The organism is Halosimplex halobium (assembly GCF_051414055.1).
Lineage (GTDB): Archaea > Halobacteriota > Halobacteria > Halobacteriales > Haloarculaceae > Halosimplex > Halosimplex halobium.
Genome location: NZ_JBLKNX010000001.1, coordinates 376739 through 403148, shown reverse-complemented (window position 1 = coordinate 403148; position 26410 = coordinate 376739). Strand labels below are relative to the sequence as shown.

The 26410-nt window shown below is 70.0% G+C and carries 24 protein-coding genes; 8 read left to right on the top strand and 16 right to left on the bottom strand.

Annotated features, from left to right (window positions below; translation table 11 throughout):
• The first annotated feature begins 105 nt into the window (after positions 1-105).
• The gene (gene prf1, locus ACMGFG_RS02040) at positions 106-1350 is read left to right on the top strand and encodes a peptide chain release factor aRF-1 (RefSeq protein WP_436928686.1); all 1245 of its coding nucleotides are present in this window, start codon (positions 106-108) and stop codon (positions 1348-1350) included.
• Between the two features lie 374 nt (positions 1351-1724).
• Here prf1 and ACMGFG_RS02035 read toward each other — a convergent pair whose 3' ends face one another.
• The 14 genes from ACMGFG_RS02035 to ahaH form a co-directional block, all read right to left on the bottom strand.
• Positions 1725-2117, bottom strand: a complete 393-nt coding sequence (locus ACMGFG_RS02035; RefSeq protein ID WP_436928685.1) for a DUF6276 family protein — start codon at positions 2115-2117, stop codon at positions 1725-1727.
• Positions 2118-2206: 89 nt separating this feature from the next.
• Positions 2207-2902 carry a V-type ATP synthase subunit D gene (locus tag ACMGFG_RS02030; protein WP_436928684.1) on the bottom strand — a complete coding sequence of 232 codons (696 nt, stop codon included), beginning with the start codon at positions 2900-2902 and terminating at the stop codon, positions 2207-2209.
• Between the two features lie 83 nt (positions 2903-2985).
• On the bottom strand, positions 2986-4023 hold the full coding sequence (locus ACMGFG_RS02025) for a Brp/Blh family beta-carotene 15,15'-dioxygenase (protein WP_436928683.1): 1038 nt from the start codon (positions 4021-4023) through the stop codon (positions 2986-2988).
• Positions 4014-4736, bottom strand: coding sequence for a lycopene cyclase domain-containing protein (locus ACMGFG_RS02020; protein WP_436928682.1), 723 nt, complete (start codon positions 4734-4736; stop codon positions 4014-4016). The genes ACMGFG_RS02025 and ACMGFG_RS02020 overlap by 10 nt, the downstream gene beginning before the upstream one ends.
• A gap of 205 nt (positions 4737-4941) precedes the next feature.
• Positions 4942-5724: a bacteriorhodopsin gene (locus tag ACMGFG_RS02015; RefSeq protein WP_436928681.1), complete on the bottom strand. Its 783-nt coding sequence runs from the start codon at positions 5722-5724 to the stop codon at positions 4942-4944.
• 195 nt (positions 5725-5919) lie between these two features.
• Positions 5920-7911 carry a bacterio-opsin activator domain-containing protein gene (locus tag ACMGFG_RS02010; protein WP_436928680.1) on the bottom strand — a complete coding sequence of 664 codons (1992 nt, stop codon included), beginning with the start codon at positions 7909-7911 and terminating at the stop codon, positions 5920-5922.
• A 193-nt stretch (positions 7912-8104) separates the two neighbouring features.
• Positions 8105-9511 (bottom strand): ATP synthase subunit B, encoded by a 1407-nt coding sequence (locus ACMGFG_RS02005; protein WP_436928679.1) that lies wholly within the window; start codon positions 9509-9511, stop codon positions 8105-8107.
• A 2-nt stretch (positions 9512-9513) separates the two neighbouring features.
• Positions 9514-11292 (bottom strand): ATP synthase subunit A, encoded by a 1779-nt coding sequence (locus ACMGFG_RS02000; protein WP_436928678.1) that lies wholly within the window; start codon positions 11290-11292, stop codon positions 9514-9516.
• A 1-nt stretch (position 11293) separates the two neighbouring features.
• Entirely contained in the window at positions 11294-11617 is a 324-nt protein-coding gene (locus ACMGFG_RS01995; protein ID WP_436908561.1) for a V-type ATP synthase subunit F, read from the bottom strand.
• Positions 11614-12672 (bottom strand): V-type ATP synthase subunit C, encoded by a 1059-nt coding sequence (locus ACMGFG_RS01990; protein ID WP_436928677.1) that lies wholly within the window; start codon positions 12670-12672, stop codon positions 11614-11616. The genes ACMGFG_RS01995 and ACMGFG_RS01990 overlap by 4 nt, the downstream gene beginning before the upstream one ends.
• Entirely contained in the window at positions 12669-13250 is a 582-nt protein-coding gene (locus ACMGFG_RS01985) for a V-type ATP synthase subunit E (protein ID WP_436928676.1), read from the bottom strand. Before ACMGFG_RS01985 ends, ACMGFG_RS01990 begins: the two co-directional genes overlap by 4 nt.
• Before the next feature lie 28 nt (positions 13251-13278).
• Positions 13279-13533, bottom strand: a complete 255-nt coding sequence (locus ACMGFG_RS01980) for an ATP synthase subunit C-like protein (protein WP_436928675.1) — start codon at positions 13531-13533, stop codon at positions 13279-13281.
• Positions 13534-13715: 182 nt separating this feature from the next.
• On the bottom strand, positions 13716-15944 hold the full coding sequence (locus tag ACMGFG_RS01975; RefSeq protein WP_436928674.1) for a V-type ATP synthase subunit I: 2229 nt from the start codon (positions 15942-15944) through the stop codon (positions 13716-13718).
• Positions 15931-16263 (bottom strand): ATP synthase archaeal subunit H, encoded by a 333-nt coding sequence (gene ahaH, locus ACMGFG_RS01970; RefSeq protein WP_436928673.1) that lies wholly within the window; start codon positions 16261-16263, stop codon positions 15931-15933. Before ahaH ends, ACMGFG_RS01975 begins: the two co-directional genes overlap by 14 nt.
• A gap of 176 nt (positions 16264-16439) precedes the next feature.
• Here ahaH and ACMGFG_RS01965 point away from each other — a divergent pair, with 176 nt between their 5' ends.
• Entirely contained in the window at positions 16440-17057 is a 618-nt protein-coding gene (locus ACMGFG_RS01965) for a methyltransferase domain-containing protein (protein ID WP_436928672.1), read from the top strand.
• A 320-nt stretch (positions 17058-17377) separates the two neighbouring features.
• Here ACMGFG_RS01965 and ACMGFG_RS01960 read toward each other — a convergent pair whose 3' ends face one another.
• A complete protein-coding gene (locus tag ACMGFG_RS01960) occupies positions 17378-18667 on the bottom strand; it encodes a DUF7096 domain-containing protein (RefSeq protein WP_436928671.1) in 1290 nt (429 codons plus the stop codon).
• Positions 18668-18811: 144 nt separating this feature from the next.
• Here ACMGFG_RS01960 and ACMGFG_RS01955 point away from each other — a divergent pair, with 144 nt between their 5' ends.
• From ACMGFG_RS01955 to ACMGFG_RS01930, 6 genes are all read left to right on the top strand, one after another.
• Positions 18812-20242 (top strand): helix-turn-helix transcriptional regulator, encoded by a 1431-nt coding sequence (locus ACMGFG_RS01955; RefSeq protein WP_436928670.1) that lies wholly within the window; start codon positions 18812-18814, stop codon positions 20240-20242.
• A gap of 102 nt (positions 20243-20344) precedes the next feature.
• A complete protein-coding gene (locus ACMGFG_RS01950) occupies positions 20345-21181 on the top strand; it encodes an electron transfer flavoprotein subunit beta/FixA family protein (RefSeq protein WP_436928669.1) in 837 nt (278 codons plus the stop codon).
• Positions 21178-22131: an electron transfer flavoprotein subunit alpha/FixB family protein gene (locus ACMGFG_RS01945; RefSeq protein WP_436928668.1), complete on the top strand. Its 954-nt coding sequence runs from the start codon at positions 21178-21180 to the stop codon at positions 22129-22131. Before ACMGFG_RS01950 ends, ACMGFG_RS01945 begins: the two co-directional genes overlap by 4 nt.
• Before the next feature lie 95 nt (positions 22132-22226).
• Positions 22227-23417: a mandelate racemase/muconate lactonizing enzyme family protein gene (locus tag ACMGFG_RS01940; protein ID WP_436928667.1), complete on the top strand. Its 1191-nt coding sequence runs from the start codon at positions 22227-22229 to the stop codon at positions 23415-23417.
• Positions 23418-23509: 92 nt separating this feature from the next.
• Positions 23510-24916: a hypothetical protein gene (locus ACMGFG_RS01935; RefSeq protein ID WP_436928666.1), complete on the top strand. Its 1407-nt coding sequence runs from the start codon at positions 23510-23512 to the stop codon at positions 24914-24916.
• 115 nt (positions 24917-25031) lie between these two features.
• On the top strand, positions 25032-25874 hold the full coding sequence (locus ACMGFG_RS01930) for a polyprenyl synthetase family protein (RefSeq protein ID WP_436928665.1): 843 nt from the start codon (positions 25032-25034) through the stop codon (positions 25872-25874).
• 3 nt (positions 25875-25877) lie between these two features.
• On the opposite strand, the gene ACMGFG_RS01925 is transcribed toward ACMGFG_RS01930, so the two are convergent.
• A complete protein-coding gene (locus tag ACMGFG_RS01925; protein WP_436928664.1) occupies positions 25878-26057 on the bottom strand; it encodes a hypothetical protein in 180 nt (59 codons plus the stop codon).
• Positions 26058-26410 lie beyond the last annotated feature (353 nt).

The window sequence follows — 26410 nt, the reverse complement described above, 5'->3', positions numbered from 1 at the left end:
CGCGGCCACCGCAAGCCGACCTCTGCGACCGGTATCGACGCCTCGGGCGGCGGCCCTCCGGGGAGGTCAACACTTACTTAGCCCCGAGCGCCCCACCATTGGACAATGAGTGAGCAACAGGAACAGTCGGACAAACAGAAATACGAGTTCCGACGGGTCATCGAGGAGCTCAAGGGCTACAGCGGCTCGGGGACGCAGCTGGTCTCCATCTACATCCCGGAGGACCGCCAGATCAGCAGCGTCGTCCAGCACGTCACCCAGGAGCACAGCGAGGCCTCCAACATCAAGTCCAAGGACACCCGCACGGCCGTCCAGGACGCGCTGACCTCCATCAAGGACCGCCTGCGCTACTACGACACCTACCCGCCGGAGAACGGCATGGTCGTCTTCTCCGGGTCGATCGACACCGGCGGCGGCCGCTCGGAGATGGTCACCCGCACGCTGGAGAGTCCGCCCCGGCCCATCGAGTCGTTCCGCTATCACTGCGACTCGGATTTCCTCACCGAGCCGCTGGAGGAGATGCTCGCCGACAAGGGCCTCTTTGGCCTGATCGTCCTCGACCGCCGCGAGGCCAACGTCGGCTGGCTCCGCGGCAAGCGCGTCGAACCCGTGAAGTCCGCCTCCTCGCTGGTGCCGGGCAAGCAGCGCAAGGGTGGCCAGTCCGCCCAGCGGTTCGCCCGCCTGCGGCTGGAGGCGATCGACAACTTCTACCAGGAGGTCGCGGGGATGGCCAACGACCTGTTCGTCGACGAGCGCCACGAGATGGACGGCATCCTCGTGGGCGGCCCCTCGCCGACGAAAGACGAGTTCCTCGACGGCGACTACCTCCACCACGAGCTCGGCGACATGGTCCTCGGGAAGTTCGACGTGGCCTACACCGACGAGTCCGGGCTCCACGACCTGGTCGACGCCGCCCAGGACGTGCTCGACGAGCACGAGATGCTCCAGGACAAGAAGTACATGGAGCAGTTCTTCGACGAACTCCACGACGGCGACCTGGCGACCTACGGGTTCGGCCCCACCCGCGAGAACCTCAACATGGGCGCCGTCGAGACGCTGCTGCTGAGCGAGGACCTCCGCCAGGACGTGGCCGTCTACGACTGTCCGAACGGCCACACCGAGCGGGAACTGCTCGGGCAAAGCGAGAGCTTCGACGACGACCGGACCTGCGACCGCTGCGGCGAGGAGATGGAGGGCGACCGCGAGGACGCCATCGACCACCTGATGGAACTGGCCGAGCAGCGCGGCACCGAGACGTACTTCGTCTCCACGGACTTCGAGAAGGGCGAGCAACTGCTCTCGGCGTTCGGCGGCATCGCCGGCATCCTGCGGTACTCCACGGGCGTCTAGCGACCGACGCGCAGTTCGCACTCCCGGATTCTACCGGTCTCGCTCCGCCGACCAGCCGCGCCGCTGTCGAACCCGGCATACTCGCGAGTGCCGTGACGGCGTCGAAAGGCAGAGAGTGTCGCCGACGGCCCGGGAGGCGGGGGGGATGCCTCCGCCGGGCCCGGCCGGCGACGCGAAATGGGTGCTGGTGGTAAGGGGGGGATTGGGGGGAGACGACGACGGGTCCTAAGTGTCGTCGCGGCGGCACCTGGCATCGATGCCGCGAGTCAGTGTATTACCCCCTGATGTAAATGTGGTATGCCTAACAGAGTAGGGTCCGAACGAGGGCGGCGAGAGAGCATGGGCTACCAGGGTCGGATCGCCCGACGCGGCGGTCACAGCAGCTGTTCGAGCTGGCGGCGGCGCCCCCGCAGGTCGGCGGCGGCGTCGACGGTCGGGTCGTCCGCGAGGCGGTCGAGCGCGAGCAGCGGGTCGGTCCCCGCCCGCTCGACGCTCGCCAGCAGGTCCGCGATCTCCGAGCGGTTGGTCGCCAGCGACGGGATCAGCCCGACCATGAGCACGAAGGGGACGGCCGCCGCGTCGTTCGACGGGACCGCGTCGCTGATGGCGGTGAAGTCGGGGATCTCGTCGGGCGAGTCCGCCACGGGCCGGAGGGTGAGACAGCGAGTGCAGACCTCGGCGGCCGCGTGCTCGCCCGGGAGCGCCTCGCGGTACTCGTCGGGGACCGGGAACGCCAGCGTCGGCGCGCCGCAGTCGGGACAGGTCATGGCCGTGCGTGCGCGCGGAACGAACTAAACGGTGCCGGGGACGGTGGAGCCGACGGGACGAACGGACGTGAAAACGGAACCCGGGAGCGTCAGTCGTCGGCCGGGACGGCGTCCTCTTCCGCTTCCTCTTCCGCCTCGGCTTCCTTCTCTTCGTCCTCCTCGGCCTCCTTCTTGTCCTTGATCTTCTTCATGCGGAAGATCTCCTCGCGCTCCTGCTCCTCGAGTTTCTGCTCGATGTACTCCTGGTTGGAACGCAGTTCGGGCAGGAGCTTGAACTCCAGGGCGTTGACGCGGCGCTTGGTCGTCTCGATCTCGTCGAGCATCTTCTTCATGGCCGTCTCGACCTCGGCGGCGAGGATGATCTGGTCGAGCAGTTCCTCGTAGGCCTCCGCCGCTTCGTCGATGCGGGCGCTGGTCCCGAGGACGCCGTAGCCGCGTTCGTCGAGGCTCTTTTCGACCTTCGTGGCGTCGATCTGGGGGATGTAGACGCCCATGACGCTCTTGGACTCGGTGGTGATCTCGGGGTGTTCCTTGAGCGCGGCGGCAGCACCGCGGACGGCCACGTCGCCGTCGAGCGCGCGGGCCATGTTGATGGCGTTCTGGGCCTCCTCGTACTTCTCGTCGAGGTCGGCGCGAACGTCCTGGGCCTCGTCGAGGATGTCCATGAACTCCATGATGAGGCCGTCGCGCTTCTGCTCCAGCGTGTCGTGCCCGCGCTCGGAGAGCTCGATGCGCTCCTCGATCTGCATGAGCTCCTTGCGAGTGGGTTTGACGTCCTCGGCCATTTGATCCGGGTTTGTCCGCGTAGGCAGTTAACCGTTTTCAGTCTCGTCGGCGGTCGCGCCCGTCGAAGCCGCCGACCTGCCGTCTACCAGTACCCGGCGAATCGGTCGAGCCACGTGACGACGACCACGTGGGGCAGCGTCAGCACGGCGATAGCGACGAGGTAGACGCCGGTCGCGCCGGCCAGCGTGGGCTCGGGCGCCGGCGCCGCCCACCACAGCGCCCCGCAGCCGACGAGCGCGACGAGCGTCGGCAGGGCGGCCTCGCGGGCGAACCGGCCGAGTGCGGGGGCGAGTCGGCCGCGTTCCAGCGCGTCGACGGCCCGGTCGTCCAGCGCGAGCACGCGCGCGACGTGGCGGGGCGCGTGCCAGCAACAGAAGTACAGCCCGACCGCGAAGACGGGGGGGACGACGAGGAAGTACGCCCACAGCAGGCCCGTCTCGCCGGCGTCGACCGCCCACGGCCGCCGGTCGGCGGCCGCCCGATAGCCGGCCGCGAGGGTGACGAGCGTCAGCGCCGCGAGCGCCGTGCCCAGCGCGAATCGGGCGTCGGTCGTGAACGGCCAGGCGGGCACCGACCCGCCGAACGGCGCGACGAACGACCCGAGGACCGCACGGTAGCGGTCGGGGAACGCCACCAGCGGGACGCCCATCGGCAGGGCGCCGCGGACGGCGAGGGTCAGCGCGCGTCGCCAGCGGGCGTCGAGGTGGTCGGCGTCCAGTACTTCGCGGAGCGGGTGGAGTTCGCCCTGGCCCCAGTGGAACCACGTCAGCGCGAGGAAGGCGACGGCCGCGGCGAGCGGCGCCAGGAACCAGGCGACGGCGTAGGCGCCGCCCGCGACCAGGTAGACGACGCCGACGACCGCGAGCCACCGTGGGGTGAGTCGGCCGGTCGCCGCCCGGGGCAGGGCCGCCCAATCTACGGCGCCGTGGGGCAGGCCGAACGCGACGATGCTGGCGACCAGCGGGAGGTACCGCCACGCCGGCGGGACGGTGAGACCGCCGGCGAACGCCAGCGTCGCGGCGGCGACGGGGACCCACGGGATCCAGACTACGAGCGCGCGCAGGGGCGCGCGGGCGGCCGGCGGGACCCGGGCGTCGGTCCGCTCCCGGGCTAGCGCCATCGGCCGACCACCCAGCGGAACAGCACCACGCCCTGGACGACGAAGCAGTTCGTCACGACGAAAAACAGCATCTCCTCGACCGGGAGCCCGGCGACGGCCAGGCCCGTGGTGTAGGTGTCGGAGATGGTCCACACGCCCGCCCGGATGGCCAGCCGGTCGACCGCCCAGAGGTACGCCGACGGGACGAGGACGGCGGCGGCCACGCGGGCGCGCACCCGGAGGAGGTACCGCCAGCCGACGCCCCACTGCAGGGCGAGGACGGGTCCGCCCCACGCGAGGATGGCGCCCGCGTACGTCGTCGCCGGCGCGGTCAGCCCGAGCAGGCCGACGACGCCGACGGCCACTCCGGCACCGGCACCGAGCAGTCGGTCCCGCCGGGTGTGGGTGACGCCCTCGACGACCGGGCCGGCGACGTGGAGCGTCCACAGCGTCGTCAGCGCGGGCTGGAGGACGAAGAAGGCGATCTCCTCGTAGGGGACGCCCCACAGGCGGCCCGCGACCGTCCCGGCGCCGTAGGACCACACGCCCATCGAGATGAGCAGACGGTCCCACGGCAGCGTGTACGCCACCGCGAGGACGGTGACGACCGCCAGCGCGGTCGCGCCGACCCGCCAGTCGACGCGCTCGCGGCGGTGGTGGACCGTCGCGGTCAGCGCCGCCAGAACCGGCAGGACGTACAGCGCGTGGAACTGGACGTAGGTCAACGAGCTCATCGGTATGCTGTCCGGAAACCGCGACCGTAGTTCGTTCGGGCCGATTCTCGGCCGTGATACTCCACCGCTGTACGGCCCGCGAGGGCGGACCGGTTCGATTACCTCCAGGTCGGCGTCGGGCGACACTGCCGTCGGCTACGAACTGACGCGAGACGACTGGCCGCGACGCCCCGTCACTGCCGGGCGTCGCGACGGGGCGGGCGCGTCAGTCGTCGGCGGTCGCGGCGGCGCCGGTCCCGCTCGCGGCCGAGACGTCGTCGAGGACCTGCCGGCTCGACAGCAGCAGGAACCCGAAGCCGACCTTCGCGACGAGGTCGAGGACCATGAACCCGGCCGTCTCGACGAACAGGACGCTCCCGCTGACCTCGGGGAGCAGGCCGAGCCCCTCGGTGCCGGCCAGCCACCACACCGGGTAAACCAGCCACACCGCGACGATCAGGTTCCGCAACTGCGCGAACTTCGCGCCCACGTCGCTACCGAGTTCCTGTGCCTGCTCGGTGAGCGTCCCGAACAGGAAGTACAGCAACACGAGCAGGAAGCCGGTGCTGATACCCCACCAGACCAGCCGGCGGGCGCCGTCGCCGAGGCCGCCCGCGACGAAGTTGCCGCCGGCCAGCGTCGCGACCGCGCCGGTGCCGATCATCAGCGCGTCGAGGCTGACCAGCGTCGTCAGCTGGTTGCGGTTGGCCCGCGCCAACAGTCCGAGGTCGATCAGCAACAGCGGCGTCGTGAACAACCAGTCGGTGTACCTCGCCCAGTAGATGTCCAGCTCCTGGCCGGCCACGTTGACCGTCGTCAGCCCGAAGCCGGTCGCCATCGCGAGGTAGTTGACGAACGCTATCGCCGTGATCAGTATCGTCACGATGTAGAATTCCTGGCGTTTCTGGTCTTCCTCGCCCCAGCCGCGGGCGATGAAGTACAGCATCCCCAGGAACATTCCTGCCGTCCCTATCCACAGCCAAATTTGCTCGCTCCCTGGTGCTGGCATGACTACGTATGATCTTGGGGATTTTTGCCTCAAAAGAAAAGTACCAAACTAGTTGGAAAGCCCGGTCGGGATCGTGTGTCAACGACACTCGCCCGTAGACGGGGGCGAACGGGACCGTGTGGCTACCGATCTTCGATCCGGGTGGGCCACCGTCCGGCGGTGGAACGGGTCCGACGTCGCGATAAAAAAAGGGCCCTACTCGTACAGTTCCTCGAAGACCTTCCGCTGGGCGGCCCGGAGGTGCTGGTGGAACGTCGAGCGGCCGATGTCCATGGCGGTGGCCAGGTCCTCGCCGTTGGTCTCGCGGGGCCACTCGAAGAAGCCGCCGACGATGGCCGTCTGCAGCGCGGTCGACTGGCGGTCGGTCAGGCGGTCGTCGATGCGTGCGCGTACGTCCTGGCGGCTGTCGGCCGGCCGCTCGTGCTCGCGGTAGGCCGAGAGGTCGGCGCCGTCGACGCGGTCCTCGACCGCCTCGACGACGGTGCGGGGCTGGGCCTCCGGCGGGATCTCGACGGTCAGTTCGCCGGTGCCGCCGCTCGCCGACATGGCCGCGATCCGGCCGCCCCGCTCGAGCAGGAGGTCGACCAGCGGCGACTCGCCGACCGAGAACTCCACGACCGCCCGCCCCTCGCCCGCAGTCACCGGGGTACAGCCGGTCACCTCCTCCCGACGGGCCGCGGCCTCGGCGACGGCGTCGGGGTCGGCGTCCGTCTCGAAGAAGAAGGTCGTCGGCCCCACGTCGCGCGTGACCGTGCCCGTGTGGACGAACTCCGCGCCGAGTTCGCCGGAGAGGCCGACGAAGAACGGATCCGCGCCGGTCAGCGAGAACGCCAGCTCCGTCACGTCGTCGGAGCCGAGCAGCCGCTGGGAGGTCAGCGCGTGCAGCGCCATCGCGGTCGACTGGGCGACCGCCGCGAGCACGCGCTGTTCGGGCTCGGGCAGGTCGGCCTCGGGCCGGAGCGCGACGACGAGCACGCCGTAGCTCACGTCGCCGTACTGCAGCGGCAGGGCGGCCAGCCCGCCGGCACCGCCGTCGACCAGTTCGTCGTAGACCGCCGGCACGGCGTCGGCGTCGACGAACTGCGCGTCGCCCGTCCGGGCGGCCCGCGCCGCCGGGTCGCCGCCGTCGACCGGCAGCTCCAGCGACGGCGGGTCGGCGACCCCCGCCCACGTCCCCGGGCGGATGGCGTCGGTCGCGGGCTCGGCCTCGCCGACCCACGCCAGCGCGTACTCGTCGGTCTCGACCAGCCGGTCGGCGACTGCCCGCTCGACCGCCGAGCGGCTCTCCGCGCTCAGCAGTTCGCTCGTCACGTCGGTCACCAGCCCGTCCAGGCGGGCCAGCAGCGCCTCGACCGTCTCGCGTTCGGCCCGGGCCTTCTCGGCCTGGCGCTGGGCCTCCCGCTCGGCCTCGACGCGGTCGGTCACGTCCTCCTGGAAGCCGACGTAGTGGGTCAGTTCGCCGTCGTCGGCGTGGACCGGCGCGATGTGGACCCGGTTCCAGAACTGCTCGCCGTCGTCGGTGTAGTTGACGAGCTCGACCGAGACGGGCTCGCCGGCGTCGATCGCCTTCGCCATCTCGGCGATCTTCTCCTCGTCGGAGTCGTCGCCCTGCATGAAGTTGCAGTTGCGACCCAGCACGTCCGCCTCGTCGTAGCCCGCGAGTTCCTCGAAGGCCTCGTTGACGTAGATCAGCGGCGTGTCCCGCCGTTTCCCGTCGGCGATGGTGATCCCCACCGGCGCCTCGTCCATCGCCCGGTCTTTCAGCTCCTCCGTGACCTCGGCGAACCGGCGGTCGCCCTCGGTGATCGCCGCGTCGAGCGCGTCGACCAGCGCCCCCCGCTGTTTCTCGGGCGGGTCTCTCGGCACGTAGTCGGTCACCCCGGCCGCGATGGCGTCGCTGGCCAGGTGTTCGTCGCCGACCGCGGTGAAGATCAGAAAGGGCAGGTCGTCGGTCCGCTCGCGCACGTCGGCCAGCAGGTCCAGCCCCGAGCTATCGGGCAGCCGCCGCTCGCTGACGACGGCGGCCGGGGGGTCGGTGGCGACCGCGTCCAGCGCCGCCGCCGCGTCCCGCGCCCGTTCGGGGGCGTAGCCCGCCTCGCGGAGCGCGTCGGCGACCGGCGCCGCGCGCTCGTCGTCGGGGTCGACGTACAGCACCCGCCGCCCCGCCCCCGCAGTGGAGCGAGTCATGCACCGACATACCAGTCCGTCCGCCAAGAGCGTTGTCCTCGCATCGGCCGAGGCCCGTCGGGCAATTCCGACGGGCCCGCCCGCGCGAGCGCTCGCGCGGATCGAGACCTGCCGGAGGTCGGCAGCGCAGGTCGCGCCGGCGTCGCCACTCGTGGAGCTGCGACCGGAAAAAGGCGCGATAGCGACGAAATCGTCAGTCGGCGGCGACTTCCGCCTCGACGTCCTCGCGGTAGTACTCCTCGATGTTCTCCTCGTCGATGCGGTTGAGCTCCTCCTCCGGGAGCATCGAGAGCAGGTCCCAGCCGATGTCCAGCGTCTCCTCGATGTCGCGGTCGGTGTCGTAGCCCTGCTGGACGAACTCCTCCTCGAAGGCCTCGGCGAAGTCGAGGTACTTGTTGTCACGCTCGGACAGCGCCTCGCGACCGACGATGTTCACGAGGTCGCGCAGGTCCTCACCCTCGGCGTAGGCGGCGTAGAGCTGGTCTGAGACCCCGCCGTGGTCGCCGCGGGTGAGCCCCTCGCCGATCCCGTCGTCCATCAGCCGCGACAGCGACGGCAGCGGGTCGATCGGCGGCTGGATCCCCTGACTGTTGAGGTCGCGGTCGACGAGGATCTGGCCCTCCGTGATGTACCCGGTCAGGTCCGGGATCGGGTGGGTGATGTCGTCGGACGGCATCGTCAGGATGGGGATCTGGGTGATAGAGCCCTCCTCGCCCTTGATGCGGCCCGCACGTTCGTAGAGCTGGGCGAGGTCGGTGTACATGTACCCGGGGTAGCCACGGCGGCCCGGGACCTCCTCGCGCGCGGCGCCGATCTCCCGCAGCGCCTCACAGTAGTTGGTCATGTCCGTCAGGATGACGAGCACGTGGTACCCCTTGTCGAAGGCGAGGTACTCGGCGGTCGTGAGCGCGAGTCGCGGGGTGACCGTCCGCTCGACGGCGGGGTCGTCCGCGAGGTTCATGAAGACGACCGACCGCTCCAGGGCGCCCGTCCGCTCGAAGTCGTCCATGAACTCGTTGGCCTCCTCGGCGGTGATCCCCATCGCGCCGAAGATCACCGCGAACTCGGTGTCCTCGCCCTCGCCCTCCTCCTCCGGGACGGAGGCCTGGCGGGCGATCTGCAGGGCGAGGTCGTTGTGCGGCAGGCCCGACCCCGAGAAGATGGGGAGCTTCTGGCCCCGGACGAGGGTGTTCATGCCGTCGATGGCCGAGACGCCGGTCTGGATGAAGTCCTCGGGGTACTCCCGGGAGTAGGGGTTGATCGCGGCGCCGACGATGTCCCGTCGCTCGTCGGGGACGATGTCGGGGCCGCCGTCGATCGGGTTGCCCGAGCCGTCGAGGACGCGACCGAGGAGGTCCTCGGTGACGGGCATCTTCATCGTCTCGCCGAGGAACCGGACCGACGAGTCGGTGTCGATGCCCTCGGTGCCCTCGAACACCTGGATGGCCACGTGGTCCGACGAGGAGTCGAGCACCTGGCCGCGGCGCGTCTCGCCGTCGCTGGTCTCGATCTCGACGATCTCGTCGTAGCCGATCGGTTCGTCGGTCTCGACGTGGACCAGCGGACCGCTGATCTCAGTGATTGTCTGGTATTCTTTCATCGTTAGTACAGGGAGCGCAGTTGTTCGGTCATGTCGTCCTCGAGCTCGTCGACGAACTCGTCGACCTCGTCGTCGGGCGTCGTGCCGATGCGGTTGAGCCGCGGGACGGCGTCGATGTCCGTGATCTCGTCGATCGGGACGCCCGCGTCGAGCGCGTCGAACGCCTCGTCGTTGAACGTCCGGATCGCGCCGAGGATCCGGTAGGTCTTCTCCGGCGGACAGTAGCGGTCGACGTCGTGCAGCGCGTTCTGCTGGAGCCACGCCTCCTTGATGTAGCGGGCGACCTCCAGGGTCAGCTGCTGGTCCTCCGGCAGGGCGTCCTTGCCGACGAGCTGGACGACCTCCTGCAGTTCGTCGTCCTCGTCGAGGACGTCGATGGCCCACTGGCGCTGCTCGGGCCAGTCCTCGGCGACGTTGTTCTCGAACCACTCGTCGAGCTGGTCGCGGTACAGCGAATAGGACTCGTTCCAGTTGATCGCCGGGAAGTGCCGGCGCTCGGCGAGGTCGGAGTCCAGCGCCCAGAACGTCTTGACGATGCGCAGCGTGTTCTGGGTCACGGGTTCGGAGAAGTCACCGCCCGGCGGCGAGACGGCCCCGATGGCCGAAATCGAGCCCTCGGTGCCGTTGATGTTGTCGAAGTAGCCGGCCCGCTCGTAGAACTCCGAGAGGCGGGCGGCCAGGTACGCGGGGTAGCCCTCCTCGCCGGGCATCTCCTCGAGCCGCGAGGAGATCTCCCGCATGGCCTCGGCCCACCGCGAGGTGGAGTCGGCCATCAGCGCCACGTCGTAGCCCATGTCGCGGTAGTGCTCCGCGATGGTGATCCCGGTGTAGACGCAGGACTCCCGGGCGGCGACGGGCATGTTCGAGGTGTTGGCGATGAGGCAGGTCCGGGCCATCAGCGCGTTGCCGGTCTGGGGGTCGGGCAGCTCCGGGAAGTCGTCGATGACCTCGGTCATCTCGTTGCCGCGCTCGCCGCAGCCGATGTAGACGACGATGTCGGCGTCGGCGAACTTCGCGAGGCTCTGCTGGGTGACGGTCTTCCCGGAGCCGAACGGACCCGGGATCGCGGCCGTCCCGCCCTTCGCCAGGGGGAACAGGCCGTCGAGGATGCGCTGGCCCGACGTGAGCGGCTCGGTCGGGGTCTGCTTGTCGTCGGTCGGCCGCGGCTCGCGGACCGGCCACTCCTGGCGCATCTGGATCTCGGTGCCGTCGTCGAGCTCGGCGACGGTGTCCTCGACGGTGAAGTTGCCCGACTCGATCGAGACGACCTCGGCGGTCTCGCCCTCGTCGAGGGCGCCCGGCGGCACCATCACCTTGTGGTCGATGCTGGGCGTCTCGGGGACGCTCCCGACGATGTCGCCGCGGCCGACTTCGTCGCCCTCCTCGACTTCGGGGGTGAACTCCCAGGTCTTCTCGAGGTCGATACCCGGGGCGTCGACCCCGCGGTCGAGGAACGCCGACCCCATCTTCTCCTCCAGCACGTCGAGCGGGCGCTGGACGCCGTCGTAGATGGAGTCCAGCATGCCCGGGCCGAGGTCGACCGACAGCGGCGCCCCGGTCCCCTCGACGGGTTCGCCCGGGGCGACCGCGGAGGTCTCCTCGTAGACCTGGATCGTGGTGATGTCGCCCTCGATCTCGATGACCTCGCCCATCAGTCCCTCTTCGCCGACGTAGACGACGTCGTTCATCTTCGCGTCGAGGTCCCTGGCCGTGACGACCGGCCCAGAGACGCTCTCGATGACGCCGTCCTCGCGAACGGTCGTGTCTGTTGCTTGGCTCATGTTAGTCTTCCTCCATCAGGTCGATGCCGATGGCGCGTTTGATCTGCTCGCGCAGTCCGCTGGAGCCGGCGTCGCCACCGAGGGTGACCAGCACCGGCTCCACGCTCGTTTCGACGTCCGACCGGACGCCCCGGGAGAGGTGGTCGAGGTCCTCGTCGTGCATCACGAGGATGCCGACGTTGTCGTCCTCGAGCATCTCCCGGACCGCGTCGTCGAGCTGTTCCTCCTTCTCGTCGTCGGGCACGTCCGCGAACTCCCGCACCCCGGCCAGCCGGAAGCCGGTCGTGAAGTCCGGACTGCCGACGACGGCGATCTCCTGACTCATCGTACCACCAGTTCGTCCCGGATCTGTTCCGGCGGGAGGCCCGCCTCGCGACCGCGCGCGACCGCGCGGATGTTGTTGACCTCCCGCTCCTTGGCGAGCACGTACGACAGCACCGGACACACGGACAGCGGATAGCGGTTGGAAAGCGTGTCGGCGTACGCCAGCAGCGCCGCGTCCAGCGCGTGGTCGAACTCGATGAGGCTGTCGGCCTCCTCGAGCACCCGCAGCGCCTCGTCTAAGTCGTCGCCGTAGGTGCTGTCGCGGATCCGCTCGACCAGCGCCGCCTCGTCGTCGACCAGCTGGCGCAGCTCCTCGGCGTCGAACAGCCGCCCGCCCTCGATGAAGTACTCCGCCGGGTCCATGTCCGTGTCCGTCCGCGCGAGCCGCAGCACGTTCCGGACGTTCCGGAAGTCGATCTCCGCCCGCAGGAACTGCACGTACAGCCCCGTCGGCCGGTCGGGGTTCTCGGGCAGCCCCTCGATGAGCGTCTCGTAGAACGTCCGGTCGACCGCGTTCTCCAGCGGGACGAGCAGCCCGGTCGACTCGTAGTCCTCCATGGCCGCCACGAGAGGGTCCTCGAAGATGGTTCCCTCCAGCGCGGCGACGATGTCCTCGACGGACTCGGCCTCGACCAGCCGTCCGAGCAGGGCCTCGGAGAACTCGCCGGCGCGGATGAGGTCGTCCTCGACGTCGGCCGTGTCGGCCTCGGAGTAGACGCCGCGCAGCACCGTCTTGACGTTCCAGGCGTCGAACTTCCGGAGGTAGCGGACGACGTAGTCGTACAGTCGCCCCTCCGACCACCGGAGCAGGTCCTCGAAGTGCTTGGCGAGGTTCTGGTTCAGCGCGTACTCGATGAGGTCGACCCCGTCGTGGCGGGCCCCGAGGCGGTTCATCTCCGTCTCGTACTCCGACTCCTCCATGAAGCGGGCGATCTCGCCGGGGCCCATCCGGACCAGTTTCCGGTAGTCGTCGTCGTCGAACAGCGACGCCCGGCGCGACCGGACCCGGGCGTTGACGTACTCGTAGTTGCTGGTCTCGTAGTCGGGCGCGCTCATTGGTCTTCGAACAGGCGGGCGCTTATCTCCCGGAGGTTGTCCTCCCAGACCTCCTCCAGCAGCGAGTCGAACGTGTTGTTGACCCGGACCCGCGAGGACTCGCTCTCGACGACGACGCCGCCGAGACACTCGCGCTCGCCGCCGTACTCGTAGCCGTACTCCTCGGCGAGGTCGGTCAGCAGCGCCTCGTCGTCGGCCCGACCGTACACCTGCACGTCGGCGGCGTCGTCGAACTCCTCGCTGGCGGCGTCCAGCAGGGCCCGCGTCAGCTCCTCGCGGCGGTCGCCCCCGAGGGCGGCCAGCTCGTCCTCGACGGCCGCGCGGACCTCCTCGAGCACGTCCCGGCGGGCGCCGAGCCGCTCCTGTTTGGCCTCGAGGTTCGCGCTCGACAGCATCTGCTCGCGCTCCTGCTCGATCGTGGCCTCGACCTCCTCGGCGCGCTCCTCGCGGATGGCCTCGGCGTCGGCTTCGGCCTCGTCGATGATCTCCGTCGCCTGTGCCTCGGCGTCGGCCCGAATCTCCTCCGCACGTGCGCGGGCCTCGTCTCGAATGTCCTCTACGACTGTATCGAGGCTCATGTGTAGTGAAAGGGGGTTCTCGGTGCGGTTACTGCGCGATGAAGATCGTCACGAACGCGATGATGACGAGCGTCTCCGGGAGCGCTGTGAAGATCAGCGCCTGGACGAACATGTCGTCGTCCTCGGCGACGGCGCCGATGGCCGCCGACCCGATGCCGCGCTGCGCGTAGCCCGTCGCGAGCGCCCCGAGACCGACCGCGATCGCCGCTGCGCCCTGGTTGTTGAGTGCGGGACCGCCCTGCTGCAGTACGACTTCGGCCAGCTGTGAGATGGTTGCGAGCATTGTTGTGATGAGTTCCGGGGTTGGTTTCCGTACAGGGTGACGTTTGCTCTATGCAGGTCATAAAGGTTCTCAAATCCGTCGGCAGATGCGCCTAGTCCGCACATCTTTCGCCCGTCGCGGGGCCGGCCGAACGGCTGCCCGGGGACGAGAAACCGCGCGGCAGAAACGCGGAGCGGGGCGGCCTACTGGTCGCGGGTGTAGACCCGCTCGCGACCGAACGGCGAGTAGGTCTCGCCGTTGCCCTCGTAGAACTTCTCGAAGAACTCGAAGTACTCCAGGCGGACCGACTGGATCCCCGAGGAGGTCACCCCGAGGATGAGCACGACGAGGTGCCCGAGGACCAGCACGAGCACGCCGAACACCAGCATCGCCGGGCTGCCGTGGAGCATCCCGCCGAAGATGACCGACGCGCCCTCGTAGTTGTTCTGAACGTACTGGGGCCCGTAGCTCAGCATGTAGTGGAACTCGCCGTGGTGCTGGTAGGCGCCGAAGAAGAGCAGGTTGACCGCGAAGGCCATCCCCGCCTTGGCGAGCAGCACCGCGGCGATCCGCAGGTACGACAGCGCGTGGGCCAGCACGACGTGGATCTCGATGAGCTCGTGGGTCGGTCCGAGCGCCAGCAGGACCATCCCGCCGAGCACCATCGCGCCGCCGGCCATCCCGACCTCGGCCGGGAAGCCGGCGAACCCGAGGTGGAACGCCGCGCCCTCGCCCCGGTTGAGCACCTCGAAGATGAACGCGGGCTTGACGCCGTCGAACGCGCGGCTGAAGATGAACAGCCAGAGGCCGTTCAGCGCCAGGATCCACGACCCGCTCTCGATGACCGCCTCCTTGGCGTTGTGGAGCTGGTAGTTCTCCACGAACTCGAGGACGTACGCCGCGTTGAGGTGGAGGATCCCGAACAGCACGCTCACGACGAACCAGGCGCGAGCCCAGTAGCTCGTCGCCGGCGACAGGCCCTTCTCGATTGGCGGGTGGGACATGCCGAGGCCGTTGACCCACAGCTGCTCACCGAGGATGTGCAGCCCGAATATCTCGCCGTAGAGGATGCCGAACACCGTCGTCGACACCCCGGCCGCGATGGTGATGACACCGAGGTTCTCGAAGGCGTCCGAATCGAAGTTCGCGTAGATGTAGTAGCCGATCGCGGTGTAGATGAGACCGTAGCCGGTGTCCCCGATGATGAACCCGAACATCAGCGGGAACGTCAGGAAGAGGAGTATCGTCGGGTCGAACTCCGAGTAGCTCGGGCGCCCGACGGCCTTCGTCAGCAGTTCGAACGGCTTGATCGTCGAGGGGTTGTCCTGGACGACCGGCGGGTCGTCGTCGCCGCCCATCGTCACGGTCCCCCCGTCGGCGCGCGCCTGCTGGGGTTCGGCGTCCGCCTCCGACTCCTCGTCGTCGTCGGCCGCCTCGGCCGGCGCTTCGGCGCTGATGCCCGCCGCCTGCTCGGTCTCGGGGGTGGTGTGTTCGGTGTGGCCGTGGCCGTGACGGTCGTAGGCGGCCACTTCGAGCTCCTCGACGTGGACGTGCCCGTCGACCGCCTCGTTGACGGCCTGTTCGAACTCCTCGACCCGTTCGGTCGGGAGCCACCCCTCCGCGACGAAGGCGTTGTCCGTCGTCGCAAAGGAGAGCGGCGCCTCGGCCTTCTGGGCCTCGACGGCGAGTTTCTCCTCGGCGGCCAGCAGGAACCCGGCCACGTCGTAGCGCAGGTCCTCGAGCTGGCCCTCGACCGTCGAGAGGTTCGACTCGAGCTTCTGCTCCTCGTGGCGCAGCTCGTCGAGGTACTCCTCGGGGTCACCCTCGCCGTCGGGGACGTCGAGCGCCGAGACGTCGGCCTCGACCAGCGCGCTCTGGAGCGTGTCCTCGTCCGTGCGGGCGAACGCGGCGACGACGCCGTCGCCGGCGAAGACCTCCGAGGCGGCGTCCAGATCGTCGAGCGCCCGCTCGACGGACTCGGCGTCGCCCTCGCCGACCTGGACGGCCAGCGAGTCGTAGCCGTACAGCAGGTCGAGGTCGATGCCCAGCGCCGCGAACGGCTCCATCGCGTCGATGCGCTCGCGCACGTCGCGGAGCTCGTTCTCGATCTCCGAGCGGCGGTCGTCGAGCTCGTTGACCTCCGTCCGGACCTCCGCGAGCTCGCTCTCGAGCTGTTCGTCCTTCAGGATGCGGCTCGGGCCGGCGTCGTCGTCCTCGACGCCGAGGATCGACTGCAGCGAGCGGACGGTGACGAGCTTCTCGGAGGCCTCGTCGCCGCCCTCCATCGGGTCGCCGTTCTCGAAGCCGTCCCAGTGGCCCTCGTACTCGCTGAGGTGGAGGACGTTCAGGTCGTGGGTCGCCTCGACGACGTCGTCCATGACCGAGCGCGCCCCGGTCACGGACACCTTGCTCATCCGCTTAGGTCTGAGCATGCACCGCCTCCTCGAACTGTGTCACCACGTACTCGACGACCTCCTCCTTGCGTTCCTCGGCGCGCGCCTCGAGGGCCTCACGCTCCTCGGCACCCTCTTCGAGGATGCGTTCGCGCTCGGCCTCGATCTCCTCGCGCGCGTCTTCGAGCCGCTCTTCGGCCTCGGCTTCGGCCTCTTCGCGGGCCCGCTCGCGGATCTCGTCGGCCTCCTCGCGGGCCTCCGCGACCGTCTCCTCGGCGTCCTCCTCGGCCTCGGCGACGATCTCGTCCGCCTCCTGTTCGGCGTCTTTGACTCGGTCGAGAACCTCTGGCCTTGGCATTTGCTAATCGTGGGGAGATCCGTTCAGGGCCTATTTGGTAGTTGCGAAGTGACCCCGGCCGGAGCGCCGCTGGAACGGCCCCACGCGGTCGCGACGGGACGGCCGGGGCGGCGACGCTCGCGGTCGAGGCGTCGGAAAACGGGGGAACTATGCCGATCTGGGACCAACGGCCGCCAATGGCCGTCCAGGACAAGACGCGCGCCCGGATCTTCTACAAGTACCTCTCGAAGGTGTACGACCAGGTCAACCCGTTCATCTGGACCGAGGAGATGCGGACGGAGGCGCTGGATCTCGTGGACATCGCTTCCGACGACCGCGTCCTCGACGTGGGCTGTGGCACCGGCTTCGCCACCGAGGGCATCCTCGAACACACCGACAACGTCCACGGCCTCGACCAGAGCGTCCACCAGATGGAGAAGGCCTGGGCGAAACTCGGCAAGCACGACCCCGTCAGTTTCTACCGCGGCGACGCCGAGCGGCTCCCCTTCAAGGACGACACCTTCGACGTGGTGTGGTCGTCGGGTTCCATCGAGTACTGGCCCGACCCCGTCGCCGCGCTGGCGGAGTGTCGCCGCATCGCGAAACCCGGCGGGCAGGTCCTCATCGTCGGCCCGAACTACCCCTCCAACACCGTCTTCCAGAAGCTCGCCGACGCGTTCATGCTGTTCTACGGCGAGGACGAGGCCGACCGGATGTTCCACGAAGCCGGCTACGAGCAGTTCCGCCACGTGACGATGGGCCCCTCCTACAGTCCGGAAGTGGCGATCACGACGGTCGCGGAAGTCCCCGAGTAGCTCCGCGAGCGGAGCGAGCGCTTTTTCACCCACGTTTTTGCGCGAGCGGTGCCCGCAGGGACCGACGCGGACGGCGAAGCCGTGCGCGGAGTGACCGAGGACACCCGAGCGGAAAAACGTGGATGCAGGCCCCTCCTACAGTCCGGAAGTGGCGATCACGACGGTCGCGGAAGTCCCCGAGTAGCTCCGCGAGCGGAGCGAGCGCTTTTTCACCCACGTTTTTGCGCGAGCGGTGCCCGCAGGGACCGACGCGGACGGCGAAGCCGTGCGCGGAGTGACCGAGGACACCCGAGCGGAACGGGTAGACCGGTCGGTCCGACCTAGCGGGCGAAGAAGCGTTCGTCGACGGTGCGGCCGCCGGCAGTCGTGACCTCGATGCGGACGGCCTGTTTCGGGGTGAGCGTCCAGAGTTCGCCGTCGGCGCCGGTCGACCCGAGCCGGTGGCCGTTGACCGTGACGTTGGCGGCGAGGGGCTCGCCGGTCAGTTCGTCGGTGACGAGGACCTGCATCGGGCCGGTCGCGTGCGTGCGGTTGACCGTCAGTTCGACGCCCTCGCTGGTGTTGGTCGTCGCGGTCCGGGGAACGTCCTCCAGTGACTTGGTCTGGAACTCGCGGAACGACGACTCCGAGCGGCCGTCGAGGTACGTACCGAGCGAGCCGTGGGGGTGGCGCAGCTCCACGTAGTAGATGGAGGTGTTGCCGATCCCCTGGACGTCCGGTCCGGAGCGGGCGTTGGCGCTGGCCCACGGGTACAGCTCGGTCATCCGCCGGACGGCGGTGCCGACGCCGTTGGGCGAGTCGTCCGTGATGAACTGGTTGCGGCCGATCTGCTCGCGGTTCTGGCCGAGGTACGCCTCGCGGCGGAACTGCGACCCGTCGATCGACGCGAGGACGATCCCGGTCTGGGACGTGACGGCGTAGGCGGGCACGGGCGCGCGCTCGCCGGCCATGGCGCCGCCCACCTGCTCGCGGACGGGCCCGTACAGCGTGAGCAGGTCGCCCTCGAGGTTGGTCATCTTCGTGTCCAGGTCCGAGGGCAGCTCCAGCCCGGCCGCGTTCCGGATCCGGGTGAACCGGTCGTCGACGGCGCGGGCGCTCGCGTCGAGCGCCGCCAGCTCACGCAGGAACTCACGGGTCCCGATCTCGCCGGCGTTGTAGTCGTCGATGAGCCGGTTGCGCCGGAGTTCGAGCTGCTGGACGCGCTCGGCGAGGCGGGCGACCTCCTCGTGGAGCAGCGCCCGCCGCGCGCGCTCGCCGGTCGTGTTCCCGTACCGCTGTTCGAACGTGTGCGACGCGTACTCGGCGCGGAGGGCGGCCACGTCGCGCTGGAGGGCGCCGCCGACGTTCAGTCCGGCCTGCTCGTGGTCGGCCGCCTCGACGGCCTCGTCGCTGAGCCCGAGGTAACTCGACGTGTTCGTCCCCGGTGCGAGGGTGGTCGTGGCGCTGGCCCCGACCGAGACGCCGGTCGGTGACCCGCCGGACAGTTCGGGCGCGCGCTCGGTGGCGGACCCCGGGGTGACGGGGAGCGACCCGGCGGCGACCGCCTGTGTCGCCGGTGCCGCGACGAGCAGGGCGAGGACCGCGAGGAGGAACGGGCGGTTCGAAGGCATCGCCTATCCTCTTTCGTCCCCGGTTACAAAAACCCATCTACTCCCGATACCGCCGCGAGACGCGGAGAGGGCCGTAGACGTTTCAAAAGCAACGGAGACGTTTTAATGAAAAGCGTTTTCCGCTCCGCCCGAAATGAGTCGAGTATGTCCCCGCGGTCGTTCGCCGTCGTCGTCACTGTCCTCCTGCTCCTCCCTGTCGGGGCCGTCCCGGCCGCGGTGGCCGGGGGTGGGACCGCCGCGAGTCCCGCCGGCCACCCCGGAGCGGTCGGCGCGAGCGTCGCCCCGCACGAGGGGTCGCTCGACGAGGGGGAGATCGAGATGCGGATCGAGGTGGCCGCCGACGGCGACGCCCGCTGGCGGGTGAAGACCGTGATCTCGGACTCGATCGATACCGCCGACGAGCGGGCGGCTTTCCGCGATTTCGTCGACGATTTCAACGAGACGGAGAGCCCGCTCGCCCTCGACACGTTCGTGGAGGGCGCGTCCAACGCCAGCCGGGCGACCGGCCGGGAGATGGTCGTCAGGAACGTCGAGCGCCACCACGCGCTGCACAACGGGACCGGCGCCGTCTGGGTCACGTTCACGTGGACGAACTTCGGTGAGACGGACGGCGACCGCCTCGCCATCGACGACGCGTTCAACACCACCTCGGGCGTGTGGCTCCCCTCGCTGGCGGCGAGCGAGACGCTGGTCGTCGTCCCGCCCAGCGGGTACGGCGTCAGCAGCGCGCCGACGAGCGGCCCGGCCGCGGCGTCGGACCTCTCGGCCGGAGTCGCCAGGTGGGAGGGTCCCCAGGACTTCGGGGACCGCGGCCCGTGGATCGTCTACTCGGGCGACGCCCCGACGGCGACACCGACGGACAGTCGGCCGCCGACGGGGACGGCGACCGGGACGCCCGACGACCCCGGGACGGGTACCGGAACCGGGGGAGTCGGTCCCGGCGGTGACGGCGACGGCGACGGCGTCCTCCCGGGCGCGCTGCCGTTCGTGGCCGTCGTCGTCGTCGGCGGCGCGAGCGCCGCGCTCCTCGTCGCGTACATGCGCCGCGACGACGACGGCCTCGGCGGCCTCATCGGCACGGGCGACGGTCCCGACCCGGACGCGGGGACGGCGGCCGGAGACGGCGCCACGGCGGACGCGAGCGCCGGCGGGGCGAGCGGCGTCGGATCCGCGGGCGACACGTCGTCTGCGGCGGCCGGTTCGGCTGCCGACGGCGCGACCGGGGACGCCGGGGCTGGAGCCGCCGCCGGCGCCGCCGCGGGAGCGAGCGGGACGACGGACGCGGCCGACACCGACGACACGGACGCGGCGTCGGCCGACGGGGCCGACGACGAGGACGACGGGATCGACGAGGAGCTGCTCAGCGACGAGGAGCGCGTCGAGCGCCTCATCGAGCAGAACGGCGGGCGGATGAAGCAGGCGGCCATCGTCCAGGAGACGGGCTGGTCGAACGCGAAGGTGTCGCAGCTGCTCTCCGCGATGGACGAGGAGGACCGGATCGACAAGCTCCGGATCGGCCGGGAGAACCTCATCTCGTTCCCCGACGAGGACGTGACCGACCTCGACTCCGAGTAGGGCGAGCGTTCTCCCGGTAGGGGCACGTTTCGCGGCGAAAACGCCGAACAACGGCCCGCCCCTCGGAAACGTTTAACCGCCGACCGGGCCAACTCACGGGGTATGAAGGTCCTCGTCACAGTCACGGACGTGGCGGTCGTCGACGACGAGTTCGAGATCGACGGGCTCGACGTGGACGAGCGATACCTCACCTACGAACTCAACGAGTGGGACGACTACGCCGTCGAGGAGGCGGTCCAGATCGCGGAGGCGGGCGACAGCGCCGAGCAGAGCTCGGCGGGCAATCAGGAGGAACCTGATGACGACGTGGAGGTCGTCACCGTCACGGTCGGTCCCGAGCGCTCGGAGGAGACCATCCGGAAGGCGCTGGCGAAGGGCGCCGACCGGGCCGTCCGGGTCTGGGACGACGCGATCGCCGAGCGGGACCTGCTCGACGCCGAGACGAAGGCCGACCTGCTGGCGGCCGTCGCCCGCGAGGAGGACCCCGACCTGATACTGTCGGGCGTCCAGAGCGGCGACGACAGCTTCGCCGCGACAGGGGTGACCCTCGCCGAGAAGCTCGGCGACGAGTGGGCCGCCGTCGTCAACCAGCTCGACCTCGACACCGAGGGCGGCGTCGCCTCGGTCCACCGCGAGCTGGAGGGCGGCGTCGAGGAGCTGACCGACGTGGAGCTGCCCGCCGTGTTGACCATCCAGACGGGGATCAACGAGCCCCGCTACGCCAGCCTGCGGGGCATCCGTCAGGCCCAGAACAAGCCGCTGGACGTGAAGACCCTCGCCGACCTGGGGCTCGACGAGGGCGCGCTGGAGACGCCGCTGCGCCGGACGGCCACCTACGAACCCGAGTCGGAGGGCGAGGCGACCGTCTTCGAGGGCGGCCCCGACGAGACGGCGGGTGAACTCGCCGCGGTCCTCCGCGAACGGGGGGCCGGCCAATGACGGTGCTGGCCGTCGCCGAGCACCGCCGCGGCGAACTGCGGGACGTGAGCCACGAACTCGCCGGTGCCGGCCGCGAGGTGGCCGAGGCGACCGACTCGGAACTCCACCTGGCAGTCGTCGGCGGCGACGTGGAATCGTTCGGCGAGGAACTCGTCCGCGAGGGCGTCGACGCCGTCCACACCGTCGACTACGGCGAGGAGTTCAACCACGACGTGTACGTCCAGGCCGTCGAGCAGTTGGCGGCCGAACTCGACCCGGACTACCTCCTCGTCCCCCACACCGTCAACGGCCTCGACTACGCGCCGGCGGTCGCCGAGCGGCTGGGCCTGCCGCTGGTGACCGACGCCGTCGACCTGACGGTCGAGGACCGGCTGGTCGTCACCCGCGAGATGTACGGCTCGAAGGTCGAGACGACCGTCGAGGTCGACGCCGACCGCGCGGCCGTGACGCTCCGGCCGGCCGAGTGGCCCAAGGCGCCGAAGGGCGGCGACGCGGCCGTCGAACCGTTCGACGTGAGCATCGACGAATCGGCCGTCCGCTCGACGGTGACCGGCTTCGAGGAGGCGGCCGGCGGCGACGTAGACATCGCCGAGGCGGACGTGCTCGTCTCCGTGGGCCGGGGCATCGAGGAGGAGGACAACCTCGACATCATCTGGGACCTGGCTGAGGCGCTGGACGCCACCGTCTCGGCCTCCCGGCCAGTCGTCGACAACGGCTGGCTCCCCAAGAATCGCCAGGTCGGCCAGAGCGGGAAGGTCGTCACCCCGGACGTGTACATCGCCGTCGGGATCTCCGGCGCGGTCCAGCACGTGGCCGGGATGAAGGGCGCGGACACGATAATCGCGATCAACAAGGATCCCAACGCGCCCATCTTCGACATCGCCGACTACGGGATCGTCGACGACCTGTTCGACGTGGTGCCGGCGCTGACCGAGGAGTTCGGCGGGTAGCATCTTGCGGGTACCGGGTCCGTAGACCGCGTCGAGCGACGGCCGGTCCTTCCGCTATGCGGACCGTTTTATATCGAGGTTCGCGATGAGGTGACATGCCTGTCCCCGAGGACGCACGGGACGTATCGATCACGGACGTACAGACGACGAAGATCGGGACCACGTTCGAGTGGACGCTGGTTCGGGTGTACACCGACGCGGGGGTGACCGGCACCGGCGAGGCCGTGCTGGGGCCGGCGGCCGACGCCTACATCGACTTCGCGAAGCAGTACCTCGTCGGGAAGAACCCGGTCGACGTCGACGCGCGGCTGACCGAGCTGTACGAGCGGACCTCGTATCTCGGCGGGATGAACGGCGTCGGCGTCACGGCGCTGTCGGGTATCGATATCGCGCTGCACGACCTGGCGGGGAAGCTGCTGGAGGTGCCGGCCTACCAGTTGCTCGGCGGGAAACACCGCGACGAGGTGCGAGTGTACTGCGACGTCCACGCCGGCGAGCACCTCCACGACGCGATGGAGGGCGGCGACGAGTCGGCCTACCGCCCGGAGGCCTACGCCGACGCGGCCGAGGAGGTCCTCGACGAGGGGTGGGACGCCGTCAAGTTCGACCTGGACAGCCCCGACAGGCACGTCCAGGACCCGCGAAACAAGCACCTCAACGGGCGGGCCATCGAGTACCGCGCGGAGATCGTCGAGACGGTGACCGACCGGGTGGGCGACCGCGCCGACGTGGCCTTCGACTGCCACTGGAGCTGGACGACCGACACCGTCCGGCGGCTGGCCGACCAGCTGGACCCGACGGACGTGTGGTGGCTGGAGGACACGGTCCCGCCGGAGAACGACGACATGCAGATCAAGGCCGCCGACGAGTCGGCGGTGACCATCGCCGCCGGCGAGAACGTCTACCGCGTCGAGGGCGCCCGGCGGCTGGTCGAGGACCAGGGCGTCGACGTGTTCCACCCGGACGTGCCGAAAAACGGCGGGATGCACGAGGTGAAGAAGATGGCGAACATGGCCAAGGCCTACCACATCCCGCTGGCCCTGCACAACGTCGCCTCGCCGGTCGGGACGATGGCCAGCGCCCACGTCGGCGCCGCGGCCTCGAACTTCCTGGCGCTGGAGTACCACGCCCGCGACGTGGACTGGTGGGCGGACGTAATCGAGGAGGACATCCTCCACGAGGGCCGGATCGAACTGCCCGACGAGCCCGGCCTCGGCGTGACCGTCGACCAGGACACCGTCGCCGAGTACGCGCTCGACGGCGAGAGCGTCTTCGACGAGGCCTGATCGACGGCCGGAGCGGCGAACGCGGCGGCGACCGCGCAATCCAGCACGTGGTACGCAGAAGACATTTACCGGCGGTGGGCCATCCGGCCGGTATGTCGCGGCGTCTCGTCGCCGTCGGCCTGCTCGTGGTGCTGGCGGCCGTGACCGCAGCCGGTGGGGTCGCCAGCCCACAGCTCGACCCGGTCTGCCGGGCCTGCGGATCGAGCTTCGCGGACGCAGCCGACGACCGCGGCTACGACGTGACCGTGACCAACAGCACGGCGACGGTCCGGGTCCACGCGAACGGCTCGGCGACGTGGACGGTGACCAACCGGCTCGACGGGGCGGACGCCGACGCGCTCGCCGAACCGGACGCAGCCGAGTCGGTCGCTCGGGCGGCCGTCCGGGAGGGTCACGGCCTGCCCCACGTCTACGAGGAGGGGTCGCTGACCGTCGAGTCCGTCGCGGTCGAGGGCCGGTCGGTCACGGTCCGGTTCACCGACCCCGACGCGGGGACGCGGCGGCTGGGGACGCTCGTCGTCGACTACTTCCACTCCGACGGGGTCCAGGGCGGGTGGATCCTCGACGTCGACGAGTTCACGCTCGTCGGGCCGCCGGGCGCGACGGTCCTGAACGACCCCGCCGGGGCGGTCGACTCGGAGTACGCGCCGCCCGAGGCGACGCCGACGGTCGACGGCGGGCGCGTCACCTGGCGGGGGTCGACGGCGGAGGAACACGGCCCGGTGTTCTACGAGGACCTCTACGTCGTCTACGGCGACCCGGAGACCGCCGGCTGGCGCGTGGCCGGCGCGACGGCGCTATCGAGCGCGCCGCTCTGGCTCGGCAACCTCGGTAGCTTCGTCGTGCCGACCGCGTTCGTCTTCGCGGGGGTGCTGTTCGTCGTCGTCGCGGGAGTCGGCGGCCTGCTGTCGTCCGGGCGGGGCGTGCAGCCGAAGCAGGTCGCCGCGCTCGGCGGGCTCGCGGCCGTGGCCGTCCCCGTGGTGTCCCCCGGAGAGTGGCTGGTCGGTCTCGCGGCCACGTACCTCGTCGCCGGCGGAGCCGGGACGGTCGCGCCGCGGCTACTCCGGTCCCTCCGGGGCGCGGCCGCCCTCGGCGTCGCCTCGCTGGCCGCCGTCGGCGGCGCGTACGCCGCGCTGGAGGGGCTGCTGGGCGACCCGGTCGTATTCGAATCGGCGGTCGAACTGGCGGTCTATCACCTCCCCCTCGCCGGGGGGCTGCTCGTCGGGCGTGCGCTCGCGGAGTACCGCGCCGGCGGCGGGCTCCGCCCGGTGCTGTTCGGCGCCGCCGTGGCGCTGACTGGCTGGTTCGTCGCGGGCGCCGTCTACGTCCCCTTCGCGTCGACCCCGTTCGGCCTCGTGCTCTTCGTCATGGGCTTCGCCGCCGTCGCGGCCGCGATCGGCGCGAGTCCGCTCGTCGCCCTCGCTGCGGAACCCTCGGAGGCGCGGGCGACCCGGTCCGGAGCGGCCGACGTACCGGGCGAGACCGCCGCCGATTCGTAGAGCGGCGGGGACGACTGCCGAGTCGGAAGACGCCCGCGAAGCCCGGGTAGCCACTGCCGGCCGGACAGGGGCGGTTTCGTCAGCTACTTGCGGGGCTGTTCCTAAGCGTGGGGCGATGGAGTACCTGGAGTCTCGTCGGGAGCGCGTCGAGGAGCGGCTGGAGGCGGTCCTCGACGGCGTCGAGCCCGACGAACTCGGCGACGAGGTTCGCCACGTGGTGCTGTCGGGGGGCAAGCGGGTGCGGCCGACGGTGACGGTGCTGGTCTGCGAGGCGCTCGGCGGCGATATCGACACCGCCGTCGAGTTCGCGGTCGGCATCGAGCTCGTCCACAGCGCGTCGCTGGTCGTCGACGACATCATCGACCGGTCGGAACTGCGCCGCGGGACGCCCTCGGCGTGGGCGGAGTTCGGCCACGGCCCCGCCATCATCGCCAGCGACGGCCTGCTCGGCGAGGCCTTCGCCCTCTTTTCGGCGAACGAGCGGGCGATGCAGGCCGTCTCCGAGTCGATGGTCGAACTCGGCGAGGGCGAGGCGACCGAACTCGTCGCCCGGCCGACCAGCGAGGAGGAGTACATGGAGCTCGCCCGGCGGAAGACCGGCGCCCTGTTCCGCGCCGCGGCCGAACTCGGCGCGATCGCCGCCGAGGCGGACGCCTACACGGTCGAGAACTTCGGCAAGTACGCCGAGCGGGTCGGGGTCGCCTTCCAGATGCGCGACGACGTGTTAGACGCCACCGCCGACGCCGAGGACCTCGGCAAGCCCACCGGCCACGACGCCGCCATGGAGCGGCCGTCGCTCGTGCAGGTGGCGGATCTCACTCCCGACGAGGCCAACGACCGCGCCCACGAGCAGTCCCAGGCCGCACTCGACGCGCTCGCCGCCGTCGACGCCGCGGACTCGAAGGCGATGGACTACCTGCGCGACCTCGCTGAGTTCGTCGTGGTTCGGGAGCGCTGAGTTCTACTCGTCGTCCGTCGCTGCCACGACCGCCTCGGCGCCGCAGTCGGGACACTCCTCGTAGTCGGTGGAGAAGCGCGCGTCACAGGCCTCGCATCGGTAGTCGTGGCGCTCCTCGGCCGCCTGCTTGGCGCTCTGCTTGAACTCCTCGACCTCCCGGCCGAGCCTGTTGAAGATGCCCATCGGTCTGTTCTAACGAGGTGGCCGACCGGGATAAGCCTCGTGGCGGTCCGGGGTTTTCGCGTCTCTCGACCGCGCTCGACGACGGGATGGAAATCCTCGCCACCCTCGTATCAGTGACCGCAACCGCAGGACACGGAAAGCGCTGAAAGCCCTCGGCGCGCTCGCGCCTCGCCTTTCAGTCTGCCAGGACAGCACCGCAGACTGCCCCGCACGGCAACCGCGGACGGCCACGAACCTCCCCAGCCGATTGCACTCCGCGCGCCTGCGACGTGCGACGACTCATCCACCGTCGGAGTACGCTCTGACGAGCCTTCGCTCACAAGTTCACGAAGACCTCGCGCGACAGTGCGCGC